We start from the raw sequence: 20,264 nt of genomic DNA on the forward strand, positions 1-20,264 counted from the left end.
TCATCTAATGTTCAACCTTTCTTCTGCCGCTTTGAGAATCGCCTCCAGCATCTCTGCGTAAGACATCCCCGCGATCTTTGCCATTTTCGCAAGATGTCCATCCCAGCACCATCCAGGATTCGGATTCACTTCAAGAAGTTTCGGATTACCATCGGCATCGAGTCTCCAGTCGAATCTGCAGTAATCTCTACACTCGAGTCTTTCAAAGAGTTTCAAACAACAATCGATGATGAACTTCTCCGTTTCTTCAGGGAGATCCGCAAGGATGGACTTTATGTTCCAGTACGGGGAATCCGGCAGCCACTTCGCTTCGTACCCGCATATCCTCGGAAGCTCTGGAGGGAGTGCGGAGTAGTCTTCCTCTATTATCGGCAGCACTATGTAAGAATCCGGTGGATTTCCTATTATACCCACACTCAGATCCTTTCCCGTCAGGAATTCTTCGACCAACACAGGCTTGTCGTAACCGAACTTATCCCTTATCTCTGAGACGGCATTTATGAGTTCTTCCGGTGTGTACACAACACTTCTCTGCGTTATTCCAAAACTGGAATCTCCAAAGTTGGGTTTCACGATGGCAGGGAAAGAAAACGGTAGTTCGAAAGTGGTGTCTTCTGGCTTGATAAAAACAGCCCTCGGGACAGGAATCCCCATCTCCCTTGCAATTCCTCTGATGAGAGACTTATCGTAACAGAGGACAAGCGTCTGGGGGCCAGAACCAGTGTAGGGGATTCCCAGCATCTCCAGAAGCGCCGGAACGTGGGCTTCTTTCCTGGGATCGTTGTTGAAACCTTCGTCGCACAGGTTGAAGACATAATCTATTTTCCCTTTCAGCTTCATCAGATCGGTGATTAACGTGTCGTGATTATCGAGATAGGAAAAGTTGTACCCTTTCAAACTTCTGAGAGCCGCTTTCATCTGATCGATGGTGTAAAAATCATCTTCATCGAAAATCGACTTCGGTTTCAGGGGATCGGGTTTTCTGGGATCTCCCAGAACGACCACCACGTTCTTCGTAACCTTCTCGGTTTTCTTTTTGACAGGTGTCCATTCTTTTTTCGCAACGGCCGTTACTAAGATCCTTCTTTCCATCATTCCAAGATCCTGATTTCTCTGCGATGCGGGGGAGAGCTCACCATGGAATTTCACATCGCTGAATCCCGCCGCTTTCAGAAGATGTTCCAGTTCTTCATGCGTGTAAAGACGCTCCGCGTAGAACTGATCTGCTATAACTCCTTTTTCAGCGTTGACAATCACCTCACGTGAAATGAGTCTTTTCCCATCGACTGAAAGAGATCGTTCTCTACAAACGAAATGTTTCTTATCTATCCATTCCCAGGATCTTGGCTGGAAGTTGTTTTTCAAATACTCTCCATTCGCCACATCGATGAGAACTCTTCCCCAAGGCTTCAAAACTCTGAAAACCTCTTTGAGAACTTTTAAATCCTCCTCCACAGCTTCAAAATAACCGAAACTGTTACCGAGGATCAACACCACATCGAACGTGTCAGTAGAGTACGGTAGTTTTCTTGCATCTCCTTCCCTGAACCTGACGTTCAATCCCTCTTTCTTTGCCTGATTTTTCGCTCTTTGAATCAGATAGTGAGAACGATCGAGTCCCTCGACGTTTCGGAAGCCGCGTCGTGCCAGTTCGAGGGAATGCCTGCCGTGGCCACAACACAGATCGAGGATACGATCATCCCGGGAGAGATTCAACACACGTGAGAACAGGTCTACTTCTTCTCTGGTGATGTTTATATCGTCCACCACATCCGCATCTGTTTTCAGATAGAGCGAATTGAAGATACGACTCCACCAGTCGGGTTCCACATGTTCTTCCAGATCCGCAACAGGACCAAGAAATCTTCTGTACTTCTTCTGAATGTTCCTCTTAGGAGATCCGTTGTTCTTCATCTTTTAAATTCCCCCCTGGGTAATTTGTGATTTTCTGAAAGTATTTATTACTCTGATTATCATTACATCTCAATCGACTGTCCAGATAATTTATTATTAAGCAATGATTAAATAAGTATTAAGTTACGAATCACAGCCACTTCTTTTTCCTGAAGTAGATCACCATGATGACAGCGATCACACCCATGACAACGAGAATCACGGGATAGCTCCATCTCCATTTGAGTTCCGGCATGTATTCGAAGTTCATTCCGTAGATACCCGCTATGAAGGTGAGAGGCATGAAGATCGTCGCTATGATGGTGAGCACCTTCATCACTTCGTTTGTTTTGTTACTTACACTCGAAAGATACACATCAAGAAGACCGCTCACGATGTCTCTGAAGGTTTCTACGGTGTCTGCAATCTGGATAGTGTGATCGTATACATCTCTGAAATATGGGACCGTTTCTTTTTCTATAAGAGGAGGAACATCTCTGTAAAGAGAACTCAACACTTCTCTCAACGGCCAGATCGTCTTTCTAAGTTCAACCAGATTTCTCTTGAGTTGATGTATCCTCTGAACTGTCTCTTTTTCAGGTCTTTCGAGCACTTCTTCCTCCAGTATATCAATCTCATCGTCGATCTTCTCCAGCAGGACAAAATAGTCATCCACCAGTGCATCTATCAGTGAGTAGAGGAGATAATCCGCTCCCTTCTTTCTTATGATTCCCCTGTTGTATCTGATTCTTTCCCGTACAGGATCGAACACGTCCCCTCTCTTTTCCTGAAACATGAGAACGCAGTTTTTTGTGAGTATCAAACTGACCTGCTCCGATTCCAGTTCATGAAGATTTTCATCATAGGTGAACATCTTCAGAACGATGAACACGTAGTTCTCAAAAAACTCCACTTTCGGTCTCTGATGCACATTGAGGATGTCTTCGAGCACGAGAGGGTGAATACCAAAGAACTCACCTACCCTTTGAACCACATCCGTCCTGTGTATGCCTGTTATGTTTATCCAGGTAGGTGTTGAAGAATCTCTAAAGGAAAGGACGGATTCAACATCTGTGGTTTTGAACTCGCGAAATTCCTCTACGGAGTAATTCATCACTTCGATCTCAAAATCTTCCCTGTACTTCCCTGTGTAAACGAGCGTTCCTGGAGGGAGACCTTTCTTAGCAGACAGCCTCTTTTCCTCCACTGCGATCCCTCCCGATCTTTTTGATCCTATTTTAAAACAAAAGGCGCACCCAAAGGTGCGCCTGCCTGAATTGTTGAATCTTCACTTGAGGAATTTCGAAACGAACGGCGAAGTTTCACCACGTCTCATGAAATGGCCAGATGGCCCCTCTCCGAGGAACTCGGAGAACCAGGATTCGTGTTCGATCTCTTCGTTCAAAATTGCAAGAGACAGTTCGTAGGTCCTGTGATCTTTACCCGCGGTCATGTTGCATATCTCGGTGTACCCTTTCACCGCGCATCTTTCAGCGGCAACGAGCACCCTCAGAATCTCCTGAACAGTTGGTTTGTCCGGAAGTCTTGCTGGTGGACATGCAGAGAGATCGTGGAACTCCTTCATACAATCTGGAAGTTTCCCACCGAGCTCGTAGATTCTGGGAACAAGCGCTTCGAAGTGATTTCTGTCTTCGATTCTTGCAACTTCCGCAATCTCTTTGATGGTTTCTCCCTCAAGTCCTATGAGGTTCGCTCTCAAGATGGTGTAGTAGTAATAAGTTGTGAGTTCGGCCGCCGCATTCTTGATCAGAAGCTCCAGCAACTTATCGACATCAACCCCTGCTTTTTCCACCATTTCCCTCGCCACTCTCGCCATAGTAACACCTCCTGCTCACTCTCTCGACTCAGTACGCGTTCTTTTCGTGTTTGTAACAAATCGTAGTTGTTCTATTTTTACTTCGAAGTTTCATTCATTGTATCACATCCAACAGATAATTCAACCTGTTTTTTTCTCATCAGATAGATCGCCACATCCGTGTTCTTTCTGATTGCTTCTTTTATCGCTTCTATGTTCTTCTCCGACTTCACAAGGGTTTTCCACGAGTAAACGTGCCAAAGTTCGTGAAAATCGGAGTTCGCCACGTATCGATACTTTTTCACACCAACAGAGTTGAACAGGTCATCACGATTCGCGACTTCCCACGCGTCGAACATGTCCTTGAAACGCTCCATGTTCGCCCAGAGATACCAAGAAAGGTGTTCTTCATCCTGCTTTTTTCTATCCGGATGCGCGGCTATAACAAGAGCGTTTTGCTCCTTCAACTTCTCCACAATTTCTTCTACAGGCAGTGAAGGATCTACGTACTCCTTCACATCCACGGCGACTATGTGGTACAGATCCGTGTTGTTCGTGATTTCGACACCCGGTATGAGGATCATTCCATATTCTTCCCAGGCCCTTTTCTGTTCTCTCCAGAGAAGTTTCAAATAATCCTGAAACTCATCTTCTGTGATCGCTCCGAGTGGTTCACCGCTCCTCTTTCTTTGCTCGAGGGTTCTTCGGTCGACTATATGATCTGTTATGGCAACCACGTCCACTCCATGTTTTCCAAACAGATCCACCACTTCTCCCAGAGGAAGATGCCCGTCACTCATGTTCGTGTGTACATGGAAATCACAAAGAAGCCATTCCGTATCGGTTCTCATTGATCGTCACCTCCTTGTTCAGTTTAGAAAATGATGTTTAAGCTACTGTTCAGTAATTTCTAGAACTTCGCATTTATTGCATGAAAATTCTCAAATTTCAAATGTTTATTCCAAATTAAAGTCCTGTGACTTTCCTTTAATTCAAAGTAAAGAAAAAGATGGGAGGTCCTTTCAGCGGGTATAATCTCTGAGAAAGGGAAGGAGGTGCAGCATGTCCAAGAAGGCACTTCTCGCTTTAGAAGATGGTTCGTTTTTTTTTGGACAGAGTCTTGGTGCAGAGGGTGAAACTTTTGGTGAGCTGGTCTTCAACACGGGAATGACAGGCTATCAGGAAGTCCTCACCGATCCCTCCTACACCGGTCAGATCGTCGTCATGACCTACCCGGAAATAGGAATCTACGGAGTGAACGACGAAGACGTAGAATCAGATGGAATAAAAGTTGCCGGTTTTGTTGTCTACAGAAGCGTGGATACCCCTTCCAATTGGAGAGCCACTATGTCTTTCCCCGATTACCTGAAAAAGTACAACATCGTGGCCATAGAAGGAGTGGACACCAGAGCACTCACCAGGAAAATTCGAGTGAAAGGTGCTATGAAAGGTGCCATATCGACCGTTGATCTCGATCCGGATTCCCTTGTAAAACGGGTGAAAGAAAGCCCCAGTATCGTTGGAAGGGATTTAGCCGGTCTTGTTTCACCGAAGGAAGTTATCGTAGAAAACCCGGAAGGAGATTTCTCAGTGGTGGTACTCGATTCCGGTGTCAAATGGGGTATTCTCAGAGACCTGAAGAGAGTGGGAGCAAAAGTGATGAGAGTTCCTTACAGTGTTGATATAGACGACATCAAAAAGTTGAATCCCGACGGTGTTCTGATCTCGAACGGTCCCGGTGATCCCGCCGCCCTTTTGAAAACCGTCAGATTGATCAAAGACCTTCTGAAAGAAGAAATTCCACTCGCGGGGATCTGCCTTGGGCATCAGCTCCTTGGCCTCGCTGTTGGCGGAAGGACTTACAAGATGAAATTCGGTCACAGAGGCATCAACCATCCCGTTAAAGATCTGAGAACCGGTCGTGTTCTGATCACAACGCACAACCACGGCTTCGCTGTGGATCCAAAGAGTTTCGGCCTTCCAGAACTGGGAAGCGAAGATCAGGACGCGAACGTTCTCACGAAAAATCTTCAGAAGATATCTGTCCTCGAAGGAATCAGTCCTCAGGGAATAAAAGTCGAGATCACCCACATCTCCCTGAACGACGGAACGATGGAAGGAATGAGGCTGGTTGATTATCCAGCCTTTTCTGTTCAATATCACCCCGAAGCCTCTCCCGGACCTCACGATGCCAAGTACTTTTTCGAAGAATTCAAACGCCTCATAAAGGAGGTAAGGTAATGCCGAAGAGAGAAGACATAAAGAGGATCCTCGTTATAGGATCCGGTCCGATCACAATCGGTCAGGCTGCGGAGTTCGACTATTCAGGCACTCAGGCTCTGAAGGCTCTCAAAAGCGCCGGCTACGAGGTGATCATAGTTAACTCCAACTCCGCAACCATAATGACAGATCCGGAGTTTTCCGATGCCGTTTACATAGAACCTCTAACGGTGGAGTTCCTCGAAAAGATCATTGAAAAAGAAAGACCGGATGCCCTGCTCCCCACCCTCGGAGGACAGACCGCCCTGAATCTCGCTGTGGAACTTGCCGAAAGGGGAATCCTCGATAAATACGGTGTTCAGTTGATCGGTGCAAAGCTCGACTCGATAAAGAAGGCCGAGGATAGAGAACTCTTCAAGGAGACCATGGAAAAGGCAGGCCTTGAGGTTTTGAGAAGCAGGCTCGTGAACAATCTCGCCGATGCACTGGAAACGGCAAGAGAATTCGGCTACCCCGTCATAATAAGGCCGAGTTTCACCCTGGGTGGAACGGGTGGTGGAATCGCGTTCAACGAAGAAGAACTGAGAGACATCGTAACAAAGGGTCTCATCGAAAGCCCGGTCCACACGGTCCTCATAGAGGAGTCAGTCCTCGGCTGGAAGGAGTACGAACTCGAGGTGGTAAGGGATGGAGCAGGAAACTTCATCGTGGTGTGTTCCATAGAGAATCTCGATCCCATGGGAATACACACCGGAGATTCCATAACGGTGGCACCCGCACAAACACTCACGGACGTTGAGTACCAGAGAATGAGGGATGCGGCTTACAAAGTGATCGATGCGATCGGTATAGAGACGGGTGGATCGAACATTCAGTTCGCCGTGGATCCAGAGACCGGTAGGATGGTCGTCATAGAGATGAATCCAAGGGTCTCCAGGTCGTCCGCACTGGCATCTAAGGCGACGGGCTATCCCATCGCGAAGGTCGCAGCTCTCCTTGCTGTTGGTTTCACTCTTGATGAGATACCGAACTACATCACCGGCAAAACGATGGCCGCCTTCGAACCTTCAATAGACTACGTCGTGGTGAAGATACCGAGATTCCAGCTCGAAAAGTTCCCCGGGGCCGACCCAAGACTGAACACCCAGATGAAGTCCGTAGGAGAAGTGATGGCGATAGGTAGGACCTTCAAAGAAGCCCTGGGAAAGGCCCTCAGATCCCTCGAACTCGATGCCGCTCCCAAACTGGATCTTGAACACATAAGGGAATATCTTGCAAATCCAACGCCGGAAAGGATCTCCTACGTCTTCGCCGCGTTCAGAAACGGAATGGATGTAGAAGAGGTGCACGAACTCACTAAGATCGACAGATGGTTCCTCAGAGAAATGAAAGCGTGTATAGAACTCGAGGAGGAGCTGAAATCGAAAAAATTCGACGTGGAGATCTTGAAGAAAGCAAAACAGTGGGGATACTCAGACAGGGAAATTGCAGAGATATGGGGTGTTTCAGAAAAAGAAATCAGAAAGATGAGAGAAAACAACCGGATCTTTCCCGTCTACAAGATGGTGGACACCTGCGCTGCTGAGTTCGAAGCACAGACTCCGTATTACTACTCCACCTACAACGGCGTTGAGAACGAAGCGATACCTTCAGACAGAGAGAAGATCATGATTCTGGGATCCGGTCCCAACAGGATAGGTCAGGGAATAGAATTCGACTACACGAACGTCCACGGGGTGTGGGCCTTCCAGGAAGAAGGATACGAAACCATAATGGTCAACTCCAACCCCGAAACCGTTTCGACTGACTACGACACTTCAGACAGGCTCTACTTCGAACCGCTCACCGTTGAAGATGTTCTGGAGATCGTGAGGAACGAAAAACCGAAAGGAGTGGTGGTGGCGTTCGGCGGTCAGACACCACTGAAGATAGCGAGACACCTCGTAGAAGAGAAGGTGAACATCATAGGAACGAGCTTCGAATCGATCGAGATCGCCGAAGACAGAGAAAAATTCGCTAAGCTTTTGAAACAAATCGGGTTGAAGTGCCCTCCATTTGGAACGGCATCGTCCGTGGAAGAAGCGTTGAGGGTAGCGGAAAGCCTTGGATACCCCGTTCTTGTGAGGCCGAGCTACGTGCTCGGAGGAAGGGCCATGGCCATTGTGGACACTCCTCAGGAACTCGAAATGTACGTCAAGGAAGCGGCCGTTGTCTCACCGGGATACCCCGTTCTGATAGACAAATTCCTCGAAGACGCGATAGAACTCGACGTGGATGTCGTGTCGGATGGAAAATACGTGTGGATAGCAGGATTGATGGAGCAGATAGAAGAAGCCGGAATCCATTCGGGAGATTCCGCGTGTGTTCTGCCCCCGGTGAGTCTTTCTGAGAAACTCGTGGAAGAGATAGAAAAGACCGTCTACAAGCTGGTAAAAGCGCTGAAGGTTGTGGGAGTTGCCAACATACAGCTTGCGGTGAAAGACGATGAGATCTATATCATAGAGGCGAATCCCAGGGCATCGAGAACGGTTCCCTTCGTGAGCAAAGCGATCGGTATTCCCGTGGCAAGAATCGCCGCCAAAATCATGGTGGGAAGAAATCTGCCAGAGCTCCTCTCAGAGTACTTCCCCTATCCCACAAGACCAGGGATAAAAGTCGATAAACTGGGAGAGAGCGAGATCCTCCCGACTCCCTGGCCGAAGATGTTCTCCGTGAAAGAGGTGGTGATACCGTTCCACAAATTCCCGGGAACGGACGTGCTTCTCGGACCGGAGATGCGTTCCACAGGAGAAGTCATGGGAATCGGTGAAGATTTCGCAGAGGCATTCGCGAAGGCTCAGATAGCCGCCGGGAACCCTCTGCCACCAACGGGAGCCATCCTCGCAACCGTCGCGGACAAAGACAAGAGGGAAGCCGTTCCTCTCTTGGCTCACCTCGCGGATATGGGCTTTGAGATATACGCAACCAGAGGAACGGCAAAGGCTCTGCAGTCACACGGTGTGGAAGTGAAGGTTGTTCCAAAGGTGGGAGAAGGAAGACCGGACGTGATAGATCTTCTGGAGCAGGGAAAGATCTCCCTCGTCGTGATCACCCAATCCAGTGATGAGCCTGCGCTTGTCGCCGTCTCTCACGGAAAAGAACCTTTCAAAGTTGAGGGAAGAAGAACGGTGGGATACATGATAAGAACCACGGCGTTGAAGAGGAAAATCCCATATCTGACCACAATCGAGTCACTCAGAGCGGCGGTGGCAGCGATCAGAAAGATGAGGAAAGACTCCATCGTGAAGGTAAGAAGACTCACGGATACATGGAAAATGTGAAGGGCCCTGAAGGGCCCTTCACCATATTTCTTCGAGTTTTTTACATACGAGGTCTCCCATCTGAGAGGTCGAAACTGCCTTTTCTGGATCCTCTGCGATGTCTCTGGTTCTGTATCCCTCTTCTATAACCAGCTCAACCGCCCTTTCTATCTTTCTTGCCTCTTCTACCATTCCAAAGGAGTGTTCAAGCATCATAGCGAGAGAAAGGATCTGTGCGATCGGGTTGGCGATGTTCTTTCCGGCTATGTCGGGAGCAGACCCCCCTGCTGGTTCGTAGAGGTTTTTGTCACCGAAAGATGCGGACGGCAGAAGACCAAGAGAACCAGGAAGCGCCGCGCTCTCGTCCGAGAGAATATCTCCGAACATGTTCGTTGTGAGAATCACGTCGAACTGCGATGGTTTCAGGATGAGCTGCATGGCAGCGTTGTCCACGTACATGTGTGTCAGCTCCACGTCGGGGTATTCTTTCGCTACTTCGTTCACGACCTTTCTCCACAGCATGGAACTGTAGAGGACGTTCGCTTTGTCGACGGAAGTGACCTTTTTTCTTCTGTTTCTTGCGATTTCGAAGGCAGTTCTCGCAATCCGTTCCACGGTCTTTCTGTCGTAGATCATGGTGTCGAATCCTTTTTCCTCATCCAATCCCCTTGGTTGACCGTAGTAAATCCCGTAGGAGAGTTCTCTGACGGTCACAAGATCGATCCCGGATCCGATCACCTTTTCTTTCAGGGGAGAGACATGAACAAGGGATCTGTAGACCTTTATCGGTCTGATGTTCGCATAGAGATTGAGCATCTTCCTCAGGGCGAGGAGACCCCCTATTTCCGGTCTCTTCTCTGGAGGAAGATCGTCCCATTTGGGTCCTCCAACACTTCCAAGAAAGATCGCGTCGGCTTCTAAACATATCTTTTTTGTCTCTTCAGGAAGAGGCTCACCGAATCTGTCTATGGCATCTCCTCCGATGTGTCCAAAGACTTTCTCAAAGGTTTTCCCTGTTTTCTTTTCTACCACCTCGAGCACTTTCAGGGCTTCTCTTACAACCTCGGGACCTATGCCGTCTCCAGGCAAAACCGCTATCTTCATCCGTCACTCCCCCACTTCTTTGAGACAGTATTCGAGCCATCCACCCGCTTCCATGATCTTCATGAGAAACTCGGGATAAGGTCTTATTCTGTACTCTTTGCCCTTGGTGAGATTCCTCACCACTCCGTTTTCCAGATCCACCTCTGCCATGTCGCCCTCTTCGAATTCGTCAGCTTCTTTCAGTTCGACGATGGGAAGACCGATGTTTATGGCGTTTCTGAAGAAAATCCTTGCAAAAGACTTGGCTATAACACAGGAGATTCCAGCCGCCTTTATGGCAACGGGAGCGTGTTCTCTCGAAGAACCACATCCGAAGTTCTCCCCTGCCACGATGATCGAGCCTTTTATATCGTCCCGTCTTCCAAAGCCGGGCCTTGCGTCCTCCATACAGTATTTCGCGAGTTCCTGAGGGTCCGAAGTGTTGAGGTACCTGGCCGGTATGATCTCGTCCGTGTTCACGTTGTCCCCAAAGACGAAAACCTTTCCTTTTATCTTCACCACCATCACCTCACAACTTTCTCGGATCTGCGATGTATCCCTTTATTGCGCTGGCCGCGGCAACGGCAGGAGATGCCAAGAAGACCTTGCTGTTCGGATGTCCCATCCTTCCGACGAAGTTCCTGTTCGTCGTGGATATTGCAACTTCTCCTTCCGCGAGCACTCCCATGTGTCCACCAAGACAGGGACCGCACGTGGGTGTGGAAACAGCACAGCCCGCGTCGATGAAGATATCGATGAGTCCTTCCTTTAGAGCCTGTTTGTAAACCTTCTGCGATCCCGGAATTATGATGCATCGAACGTCCGGTGATACTGTTCTTCCCCTCAGAATCTGTGCAGCGAGTCTGAGGTCTTCTATCCTTCCGTTGGTACAGCTTCCTATCACTACCTGATCTATCTTTATCCTCTCTTTCTCCGCTTCAGAAACATCCTTCGCGTTGGATGGGAGGAATGGATAGGCAACCTGAGGTTCGAGTTTAGAAAGGTCCATCTCCACTTCTCTCACGTACTTCGCATCTTCGTCAGGGTACATCTCTTCCACTTCTATGCCTCTTTCTTTCTCGTAGGCAATGGTGATTTCGTCTACCGGAAACAGTCCCGTCTTTCCTCCCGCCTCGATCGCCATGTTCGAAACGGTGAAACGGCCGTCCATACTGATCTCTTTCACACCGGGTCCGGAGAATTCTATCGCCTTGTAGTTGGCCCCATCTACTCCCAGTATGGAGATGAGCTTCAACACGAGGTCCTTGGCAGTCACCAGATCCCCGAACTTCCCACGAAGAGTCACCTTTATGCTCTCAGGGACACGAAACCACACCTTGCCTATGAGGTAGAAGCCCGCTATGTCGGTGGACCCCACCCCGGTCGCGAACGCTCCAAGGGCTCCGTAGGTACAGGTGTGCGAATCTGCGCCTACCACGAGATCTCCAGATTTTACGATTCCTTCTTCTGGAAGCAGCACGTGTTCAATTCCCATCCTGCCTATTTCAAAGAACTTTTCGATCCCCTGCTCTCTTGCGAATTCTCTCATCATCTTTACCTGCATAGCAGACTTTATGTCCTTGTTGGGGGTGAAGTGATCCGGAACGAGCACCACTCTGTCCGGATACTTCACTTTCTTTCCACCGTACTCCTTGAACTTCTTTATCGCAAGCGGAGCCGTTATGTCGTTTGCAAGGGCGACGTCTGGCTCCAGAAGGAGAAATTCTCCCGGTTCCACCTTTCTTCCCGCTTTTTGGGAGAGTATCTTTTCTGCAAGTGTCATATCACTCAGCACCTCCGTTTTTTCTGAGAAAACCTTTGGCGATGAGGTACTTGTTTATCGCGTTTATGTAAGCTATCGCGGAAGCCTCCACTATGTCCGTGGAGACACCCCTTCCACTGTAGAGTTCACCGTTTATTCTCAACGTGAGTTTGACCTCTCCCTGTGCGTTCTTTCCAGTTCCAACCGCCTGAATTATGTACTCCTCGAGCTTCGGTTGAATACCGAGCGCTTTGTCTATAGCCTTGAAGATAGCATCCACTGGACCGTTTCCTGCCTCTGCTGCTTCTTTCTTTTCATCTCCAACCTGAAGCACGACCGCCGCGGTTGGAAGCAGCGTGTTTCCGGTGTGTACATGGAAGTGAACGAGCTTGTAACCGTTGATGGGCTCCCTCAAAACTTCCGAGACGATCGAGAAAAGATCATCGTCGTAAACCTCTTTCTTTCTGTCGGCGAGTTCTGTGAACTTCTCGAACACTTTCTGGAAGGTCTCTTCGTCGAGTTTGATGCCGTAGCTCTCCAGCTTCTTTCTGAGGGCGTGCTTTCCGGAGTGTCTTCCAAGCACGAGCGTCTCGGAAGACCTGCCGATATCGGATGGTTTCATGATCTCGTAGGTCTCCCTGTGTTTCAGCACACCATCCTGGTGTATACCCGACTCGTGAAGGAACACGTTCTCTCCCACTATGGGTTTGTTTCTGGACGGGATGAGCCCCGTTATATGTGTGAGGAGCCTGGAAGCGGGGTATATGAGCTCTGTCTTTATACCCGTCTCGTAGGGAAGTTTGTCTTTCCTCACCTTGAGGATCATCACGAACTCTTCCAGGGCACAGTTTCCTGCCCTCTCTCCGATACCGTTCAGAGTCACTTCGACCTGGGTGGCTCCGTTCTGAACGGCAGCGAGGGAGTTCGCCACAGCGAGTCCAAGATCGTTGTGACAGTGCACAGAAAGATCGACATTCTCTATACCGGGCACACCCTCTCTCAAGGTCTTTATGAGTTCTCCAAACTCATCGGGAAGGGCGTACCCCACCGTGTCCGGAACATTGATCGTAGTAGCTCCGGCTTCGATCGCCGTCTTGTAGGCTTCTATCAAAAAGGGAACCTCCGTTCTCGAAGCGTCTTCCGCCGAGAACTCCACAAGGTCGAAGAACTGTTTTGCGTAGCCGACGTATCTTCTGATCCTCTCGAGGATTTCCTCTTTCTCCATTCTCAGTTTGTATTTTCTGTGAATCGGAGAGGTCGCTATGAAAACGTGTATCATACGTTTGTCTTTTGGTCGATCCTTGAGAGCCTCGTACACCGCGTCTATGTCCTTTTCAACACACCTTGCGAGTCCCACCACTATGGGTTTCTGAACGGCGCTCGCAACTCTTTTTACAGCTTCAAACTGCACGGGAGATGAAACGGGAAACCCAGCCTCGATGAGATCGACACCGAGATCCTCTAACATGAGTGCCATTTCTACTTTTTCCTCAACCGACATCGAAGCCCCTGGGGATTGCTCTCCATCCCTCAACGTTGTATCGAAGATCTTAATTCTCCTCATCGTTTCTCATCTCCTCTTCATCCCTGTGAAGCTTGTACTCTAAGGATTCGAGAAGAGCGGTCCAGGAAGCCTCTATGATGTTTGGTGAGACACCAACAGTTCCCCACCTTCTCTTTCCATCGCTGGACTCTATGAGAACCCGTGTTGTCGCTCTGGTACCCGCCTGCTCGTTCAGGATTCTCACCTTGTAGTCTGTGAGTTTCGTGTCTTTCAGAGACGGATAGAATTTTTCGAGGGCCTTTCTCACCGCTCTGTCGAGCGCTTCTACCGGTCCTTCTCCTTCTGCCGCGGTGTGTTCAAAGGGTTCGTCGTGTCCCAGTTTTTTTGCAACTTCGTCCGGGACTCTGACCTTCACGGTTGCTTCGGAGAAACTCTCCTCATCCCTGTTCTTTATGGTCATCACGGTGAAGCCGAGAAACTCAAAGTACTTCTTTCTTTTCCCAAGCATATCCCTGACAAGGAGTTCAAAAGATGCTTCCGCTCCTTCGAAATGGTATCCCTGCGCTTCCAATTCCTTGATCTTTTCGAGAATCTCCCTGACCTTGGGCGATGATTCATCTACTTCGAATCCCATTTCTCTTATCTTCTCCAGCACGTTGCTCTTACCGGAAAGCTCTGAGATGGATATGATCCTTCTGTTTCCCACAAGCTCTGGGTTGATGTGCTCGTAAGTCCTTGGATCGCGTTTTATAGCGGAAACATGAACTCCTCCCTTGTGTGCGAAGGCGTAATCACCCACGTAAGGCATGTTCTCGATGTGAGGTCTTCCGGAGAGTTCCGCCACGAGGTGTGCCACATCGAAGAGTTTCTTCAAGTTCTCTCTTGGTATAACCTCGAGCCCCATCTTGAGGACGAGATTTGGGATCACCGAGCAAAGATTCGCGTTTCCACATCTCTCCCCAAGTCCGTTTATGGTTCCCTGAACGTGCACAGCTCCTTTTCTCACGGCCACAAGTGTGTTCGCCACCGCCACATCCGAATCGTTGTGAGCGTGTATACCGAGCGGAGCTTTCACGTGTTTTTTCACATCTTCGATGATCTCCTCGATCTCGTGGGGAAGCGTTCCCCCGTTCGTATCGGCAAGAACAAGACAATCAGCACCCGCTTCCTCTGCCACCTTCAGGGTCTTGAGGGCGTATTCTCTGTTCGCCTTGTACCCATCGAAGAAGTGTTCCGCGTCGTATATCACTTCATCGGCGAATCTTTTGAGATATGAAACTGTGTCGTATATCATCTTCAGATTCTCCTCGAGCGTTGTTCGCAGAGCTTTCTCCACGTGAAGATCCCAGCTTTTCCCAAAGATCGTGTAAACAGGTGTTTCTGCTTTTATGAGGGTCTGTATGTTCGTGTCTTCTTCTACTTTCACGCCGGGTCTTCTTGTGGAACTGAAAGCCGCCACTTTCAGGTTTTTGAAGTTCATACCTTTTACAGCTTTAAAGAACGCTATATCTTTTGGGTTGGAGCCAGGCCAGCCCCCCTCCAGATAGTGAACACCGAGACTATCGAGGGCCTCGGCGATTCTGATCTTATCCTCGAGTGAGAAAGAAACCCCAAAAGCCTGTGCGCCGTCCCTGAGTGTTGTATCGTAGACCTTTATACTCAAAAGACCACCCCCTCAGGGCTTCCTGAAGGTCGCCCCTTTGCTTGCTGACTGAACGAAGAACGCGTACCTTCTCAGGTAATCGCTGTCCACTTCTTTAACCAGAGGTGTGAATTCTTTCATTCTCCTTTCGAACTCTTCGTCTGAGATCAAGAGGTTCAGGGTTCTCTTTTCAAAATCTATCTCGATGAGGTCCCCGTCTTTCACGATACCTATAGGACCACCTTCTGCCGCTTCCGGAGAAACGTGCCCTATCACAGCACCGTGTGATCCTCCCGAAAACCTACCGTCCGTGATGAGAGCCACGTCCTCCGCAAGGCCCATTCCCACAATGGCAGAGGTGGGTGAGAGCATCTCTCTCATACCAGGACCACCTTTTGGTCCTTCGTAGCGGATCACGACCACGTCTCCTTTTTTGATCTTTCCTGAGAGAATGGCTTTTGTTGCCTCTTCCCCATCTTCAAAGACAACGGCTGGACCAACGTGGTGCATCATCTTCTCAGGAACACCAGAGAGTTTGGCAACCGCCCCTTCTGGAGCGAGGTTTCCAAAGAGAATTCCGAGCCCACCCTCTTTGTGGTATGGATTATCGAAGGGTCTGATCACGTCTTCGTTCAGGATCTTAGCTTCCCTGACGAGATCACCCATTTTTTTCAGATAGATGGTCATGACGTCTTCTCTCAAAAGACCATTTTCCTGGAGACGTTTCATCACAGCGTAAATGCCACCGGCGTCGTCGAGATCTTGTATGTGGTACGGACCAACGGGAGAGATGTTGCAGATGTGAGGGATCTTCCTGCTGAGTTCATCAAAGACCCTTATATCGAAATCGATTCCAAAACTCTCGGCTATCGCTTTCAAATGCAGAACCGTGTTGGTGGAGCCTCCTGTTGCGAGGTCCACCATAACAGCGTTCATGAAAGAGTCCAGAGTGACGATATCCCTAGGCTTTATATTTCTTTTTACAAGTTCCACAACGAGCATTCCCGCTTCTTTCGCTATTCTCAACCTCTTCGCATGAACGGCCGGGACGGTCCCATTCCCCTTCGGTGCAATTCCGAGAGCTTCCGCCAGGGAGTTCATCGTGTTTGCGGTGAACAATCCGGCACACGAACCGGCTCCGGGGCACGCGAGGTCTTCTATCGCTTTGAGCGTTTCTTCATCGACTTTTCCCACTCTGTGTCCACCAACCGCTTCGAAGACGGTGATGAGATCGATGTCCCTGCCGTTGTAACGACCTGCAAGCATGGGACCTCCGGATATCAGAACGGACGGGATGTTCAATCTTCCCATGGCCATCATCATGCCGGGTGTGATCTTGTCGCAGTTGGGAACGAAGACCAAACCATCGAATGGAAAACCGCTGGCAACGATCTCTATGGAGTCTGCTATGAGCTCTCTCGAGGGCAACGAAAATTTCATTCCCCTGTGGTCCATGGCTATTCCGTCACAGATCCCGATCGTTGGGAAGACAAAAGGAACTCCCCCGGCCATCCTCACACCGGCTTTCACCGCCTCGACGACCTTGTCAAGGTGGACATGGCCGGGAATGATCTCGTTCCACGAAGACACTATACCGATGAACGGTCTTTGCATTTCGTCGTCCGTTATTCCGAGCGCTTTCAAAAGTGATCTATGGGGAGCCCTTTCGAGACCTTTCTTTATCACATCACTCCTCATCCACGTTCCTCTCCTTGAGCCAAGACATCATTTTTCTGAGTTCTTTTCCTACTTTTTCTATGAGATGCTCTGATTCTTTCTTTCTCATGGTGTAGAAGTAGGGTCTTCCCGCCTGATTTTCGAGTATCCAGTCCTTGGCGAACTTTCCCGTCTGAATGTCCTTGAGCATCTGCTTCATGTTCTCTCTCACTTCTTTTGTAACGATCTTTTCCTGACTGATGTAGTCACCGTACTCCGCGGTGTTGCTGACGGAGTATCTCATGAAGGAAAGGCCACCTTCGTATATGAGGTCGACGATGAGCTTGAGCTCATTGAGACATTCGAAGTAGGCGATTTCCGGTTGATAACCCGCATCCACAAGAGTTTCGAAACCAGCTTTTATGAGAGCCGTTACTCCACCGCAGAGGACCGCCTGCTCTCCAAACAGGTCCGTTTCCGTCTCTTCCTTGAAGGTCGTCTCTATCACACCCGCCCTTGTCACACCGATACCTTTGGCATAAGCGAGCGCTATATCTTTGGCTTTACCGGTGTAGTCCTGATAGACCGCTACGAGAGCCGGCACACCCCTTCCCTCAACGTATTCTCTTCTCACGATGTGACCAGGGCTCTTCGGAGCGATCATCGTCACATCCACGTTCTTCGGAGGTATGATCTGGTGATAGTGGATGTTGAACCCGTGGGCGAACATCAGCATCTTACCCTCGGTGAGGTGTTTTTCTATGTATTTTTTGTAGATCTCCGGCTGGTTCTCATCTGGGATGAGCATCATGATGATGTCGGCCTCTTTTGCCGCCTCTTCTATGGTTTTCACGGTTAAACCCTGTTCTTCCGCTTTTTTCCAGCTCTTGCTTCCCTCCCTCAATCCAACCACGACGTTGAGACCGCTGTCTTTCAGATTCAACGCGTGCGCATGCCCCTGACTTCCGTACCCTATGATCGCGATCTTTTTGTCCCTGATCAGTTCGAGATCCGCGTCTTTGTCATAATAAATCACTGCCATCAGAATCCCTCCCCTTCTTTTACATTCCATCTGTTCATGGCCACGATACCTGTTCTCGCTATTTCTTCCACCTGCTTCTGAGGAAGAAGATTTATGAAAGCCTCCACTTTGCTCCTTGCGCCAGTGATCTCTATGATCGCACCTTCTCTGGAAACATCAATGATCTTACCCCTGAATATCTCGACGAGCTGGAAGATCTCCTGTTTGTCCTCATCGAACCTCACCTTGATCAGAGCCATTTCTCTCTCCACACGGTTCTCTGGAAGGGGATCGATGGGAGTTACCTTCACAACCTCCACGAGTTTGTAGGCCTGTTTTTCTATCTGCTCGATCGTTTTGTCATCGCCCTTTACCATGATGACGAGCCTTGAAAGACCCGGAGTTTCTGATTCTCCAACGGTGATACTGCTGATGTTGAATCCCCTTCTGGCGAACAGATTCGCCACTTTCCTCATCACACCAGGTTTATTGTGGACGAGCATGGATACAAGATGTTCCCGAATCTGGTTCGTCATCTTTCATCACCTCTCCTGCCCTCTTCGATGACCTTCAGAACTCTTTCCACGAAAGTTTCATCGTATGGGGCTTCAAGAAGTGGTGTCCCCACGTCTCCTCCCGGTGGCACCATCGGAAGAACGTTCTCAGCGGGATCAACGACGGCGTGGATGAGCATCGGTTCTCTGGACATTGCGAGCTTTTCGATCGCTTCATCGACTTGATCGGGTTTCTCTATTCTCATCGCTTTTATACCAATGGCTTCCGCTATCTTCGCGAAATCCGGGTTGTCAGACAGAATAGTGGCAGAGTATCTGCAATTGAAGAAGAGTTGCTGCCACTGTCTCACCATTCCCAACGCTTTGTTGTCCATCACGATGATCTTCAGAGGGAGGTTGTATCTCTTTATCGTCATGAGCTCCTGTATGTTCATCTGGAAACCACCGTCTCCGGCGAAGACTACAACTTCTCTGTCAGGAACTCCTATTTTGGCTCCTATCCCGGCAGGAAGGGCATATCCCATCGTTCCAAGTCCTCCGGAACACAGGAAAGACCTCTGATGTTTGAATTTGTAGAACTGTGCAACCCACATCTGGTTCTGTCCCACATCCGCAACGACCACCGTGTCATCTGGAAAGACTTCGTTCACCTTTTCCACAACGTACTGAGGTTTTATGAGCTTCCCATCCCTCTTGTAGGTGAGCGGGTGCTTTCTCTTTATCTCCTGAAGCTCTTCGACCCAGTCTGAGAAGTCCGTCTCGATTTCGTATTTCAAGAATTCCTGTAGGACACTCTTCAGATCACCGACTATGGGCACGTCTACCCTTACGTTCTTCCCGATCTCGGCGGGATCTATGTCAACGTGGACTATCTTGGCGTTCTTTGCGAATGTCCTGGGATTTCCGAGGATCCTGTCGCTGAATCTCACACCGAGGGCGATGACAAGATCCGCGTTGGCCACAGCGTAGTTTCCATAGTAAGTACCGTGCATTCCTATTCCGTCATAGTAAAGTCTCTCATCGGAAGGGTTAACCCCACGTCCCATGAGGGTACTGACAGCGGGAACCCTGAATTTGTCGATGAACTGGTTTACGAGATCCATTGCACCGGAAAGATTCGCTCCACCACCTACAATGACAACAGGGCGTTTCGACTCTTTCAAGAGTTCAACCGCTTTCTTTATCTGTTTGGGATGACCTTTCACCGTGGGTTTGTACCCCAATATTTCTACCGTATCGGGATAATTGAATTCTCCTTCGGCCGTTTGTATATCTTTTGGAAAATCCAGGACAACGGGTCCTGGTCTCCCCGTTGTGGCAACGTAGAACATTTCTTTTATCGCGTAAGGAAGTTCTTCTATACTTGTGACGAGATGGTTGTGCTTGGTAATGGGCATGGTGATTCCTGTGACATCCACTTCCTGGAAGGCATCGGTTCCTATTAAAGAAGTTGGAACCTGACCGGTGATCACTACGATCGGAATCGAATCCATGTAGGCTGTGGCTATGCCCGTGACCGTGTTCGTGGCACCCGGTCCGGAAGTGACGATGACCACTCCGGGTTTTCCCGTGACCCTCGCGTAACCATCTGCCGCGTGTGTGGCTCCCTGCTCGTGTCTGAAGAGATAGAATTTTATCTTATCTTCGTAATTGCAGAGTTCGTCGTATACGTTGATGATTGCACCACCAGGGATACCGAAAATCGTATCTACTCCTTCCCTCAGAAGGGCTTCAAATAACATCTTTGAACCTTTCATCTTCACGTGAACCACTCCTCTCGGAGGTTGAATGATTATACCAGATCTGGAATAATAAATAAATCAAGAGGGGTTTTTAGGAATGGTATATCACTC

Annotated in this window: 15 protein-coding genes; 2 read left to right on the top strand and 13 right to left on the bottom strand. The window is 49.1% G+C overall.

What is annotated here, in order from left to right:
- The 4 genes from MC24_RS08630 to MC24_RS08645 all read right to left on the bottom strand — a co-directional run bounded on the left by MC24_RS08630 (window position 1) and on the right by MC24_RS08645 (window position 4,560).
- Window positions 1–1,914 (bottom strand): methyltransferase domain-containing protein, encoded by a 1,914-nt coding sequence (locus MC24_RS08630; RefSeq protein ID WP_038054606.1) that lies wholly within the window; start codon window positions 1,912–1,914, stop codon window positions 1–3.
- Window positions 1,915–2,044: 130 nt separating this feature from the next.
- The gene (gene corA, locus MC24_RS08635; protein ID WP_038054608.1) at window positions 2,045–3,100 is read right to left on the bottom strand and encodes a magnesium/cobalt transporter CorA; all 1,056 of its coding nucleotides are present in this window, start codon (window positions 3,098–3,100) and stop codon (window positions 2,045–2,047) included.
- Between the two features lie 81 nt (window positions 3,101–3,181).
- Window positions 3,182–3,730 (bottom strand): DNA protection during starvation protein, encoded by a 549-nt coding sequence (gene dps, locus MC24_RS08640; RefSeq protein WP_004081317.1) that lies wholly within the window; start codon window positions 3,728–3,730, stop codon window positions 3,182–3,184.
- Between the two features lie 77 nt (window positions 3,731–3,807).
- A complete protein-coding gene (locus tag MC24_RS08645; RefSeq protein ID WP_038054610.1) occupies window positions 3,808–4,560 on the bottom strand; it encodes a PHP domain-containing protein in 753 nt (250 codons plus the stop codon).
- Window positions 4,561–4,771: 211 nt separating this feature from the next.
- Between MC24_RS08645 and carA the strand changes: the two genes are divergently transcribed.
- Entirely contained in the window at window positions 4,772–5,950 is a 1,179-nt protein-coding gene (carA, locus tag MC24_RS08650; protein ID WP_008192299.1) for a glutamine-hydrolyzing carbamoyl-phosphate synthase small subunit, read from the top strand.
- Window positions 5,950–9,249 (top strand): carbamoyl-phosphate synthase large subunit, encoded by a 3,300-nt coding sequence (gene carB / locus MC24_RS08655; RefSeq protein WP_038054612.1) that lies wholly within the window; start codon window positions 5,950–5,952, stop codon window positions 9,247–9,249. The genes carA and carB overlap by 1 nt, the downstream gene beginning before the upstream one ends.
- Before the next feature lie 18 nt (window positions 9,250–9,267).
- On the opposite strand, the gene leuB is transcribed toward carB, so the two are convergent.
- The 9 genes from leuB to ilvB are packed head-to-tail and all read right to left on the bottom strand — an operon-like array spanning window position 9,268 to window position 20,174.
- Window positions 9,268–10,332 carry a 3-isopropylmalate dehydrogenase gene (gene leuB / locus MC24_RS08660; protein WP_038054614.1) on the bottom strand — a complete coding sequence of 355 codons (1,065 nt, stop codon included), beginning with the start codon at window positions 10,330–10,332 and terminating at the stop codon, window positions 9,268–9,270.
- A 3-nt stretch (window positions 10,333–10,335) separates the two neighbouring features.
- Window positions 10,336–10,836: a 3-isopropylmalate dehydratase small subunit gene (leuD, locus tag MC24_RS08665; RefSeq protein ID WP_038054782.1), complete on the bottom strand. Its 501-nt coding sequence runs from the start codon at window positions 10,834–10,836 to the stop codon at window positions 10,336–10,338.
- 4 nt (window positions 10,837–10,840) lie between these two features.
- Window positions 10,841–12,094, bottom strand: a complete 1,254-nt coding sequence (gene leuC, locus MC24_RS08670; RefSeq protein WP_038054621.1) for a 3-isopropylmalate dehydratase large subunit — start codon at window positions 12,092–12,094, stop codon at window positions 10,841–10,843.
- A 1-nt stretch (window position 12,095) separates the two neighbouring features.
- A complete protein-coding gene (gene leuA / locus MC24_RS08675; protein ID WP_038054623.1) occupies window positions 12,096–13,637 on the bottom strand; it encodes a 2-isopropylmalate synthase in 1,542 nt (513 codons plus the stop codon).
- Window positions 13,624–15,240 (bottom strand): citramalate synthase, encoded by a 1,617-nt coding sequence (gene cimA / locus MC24_RS08680; protein WP_038054625.1) that lies wholly within the window; start codon window positions 15,238–15,240, stop codon window positions 13,624–13,626. The genes leuA and cimA overlap by 14 nt, the downstream gene beginning before the upstream one ends.
- Window positions 15,241–15,252: 12 nt before the next feature.
- Window positions 15,253–16,917, bottom strand: coding sequence for a dihydroxy-acid dehydratase (gene ilvD, locus MC24_RS08685; protein WP_038054627.1), 1,665 nt, complete (start codon window positions 16,915–16,917; stop codon window positions 15,253–15,255).
- A complete protein-coding gene (gene ilvC, locus MC24_RS08690; protein WP_038054628.1) occupies window positions 16,907–17,917 on the bottom strand; it encodes a ketol-acid reductoisomerase in 1,011 nt (336 codons plus the stop codon). Before ilvC ends, ilvD begins: the two co-directional genes overlap by 11 nt.
- On the bottom strand, window positions 17,917–18,432 hold the full coding sequence (gene ilvN, locus MC24_RS08695) for an acetolactate synthase small subunit (RefSeq protein WP_038054630.1): 516 nt from the start codon (window positions 18,430–18,432) through the stop codon (window positions 17,917–17,919). The genes ilvC and ilvN overlap by 1 nt, the downstream gene beginning before the upstream one ends.
- Window positions 18,429–20,174 (bottom strand): biosynthetic-type acetolactate synthase large subunit, encoded by a 1,746-nt coding sequence (gene ilvB / locus MC24_RS08700; RefSeq protein WP_038054632.1) that lies wholly within the window; start codon window positions 20,172–20,174, stop codon window positions 18,429–18,431. Before ilvB ends, ilvN begins: the two co-directional genes overlap by 4 nt.
- Window positions 20,175–20,264: the final 90 nt, after the last annotated feature.

It is taken from the genome of Thermotoga sp. Mc24 (assembly GCF_000784835.1).
Lineage (GTDB): Bacteria > Thermotogota > Thermotogae > Thermotogales > Thermotogaceae > Thermotoga.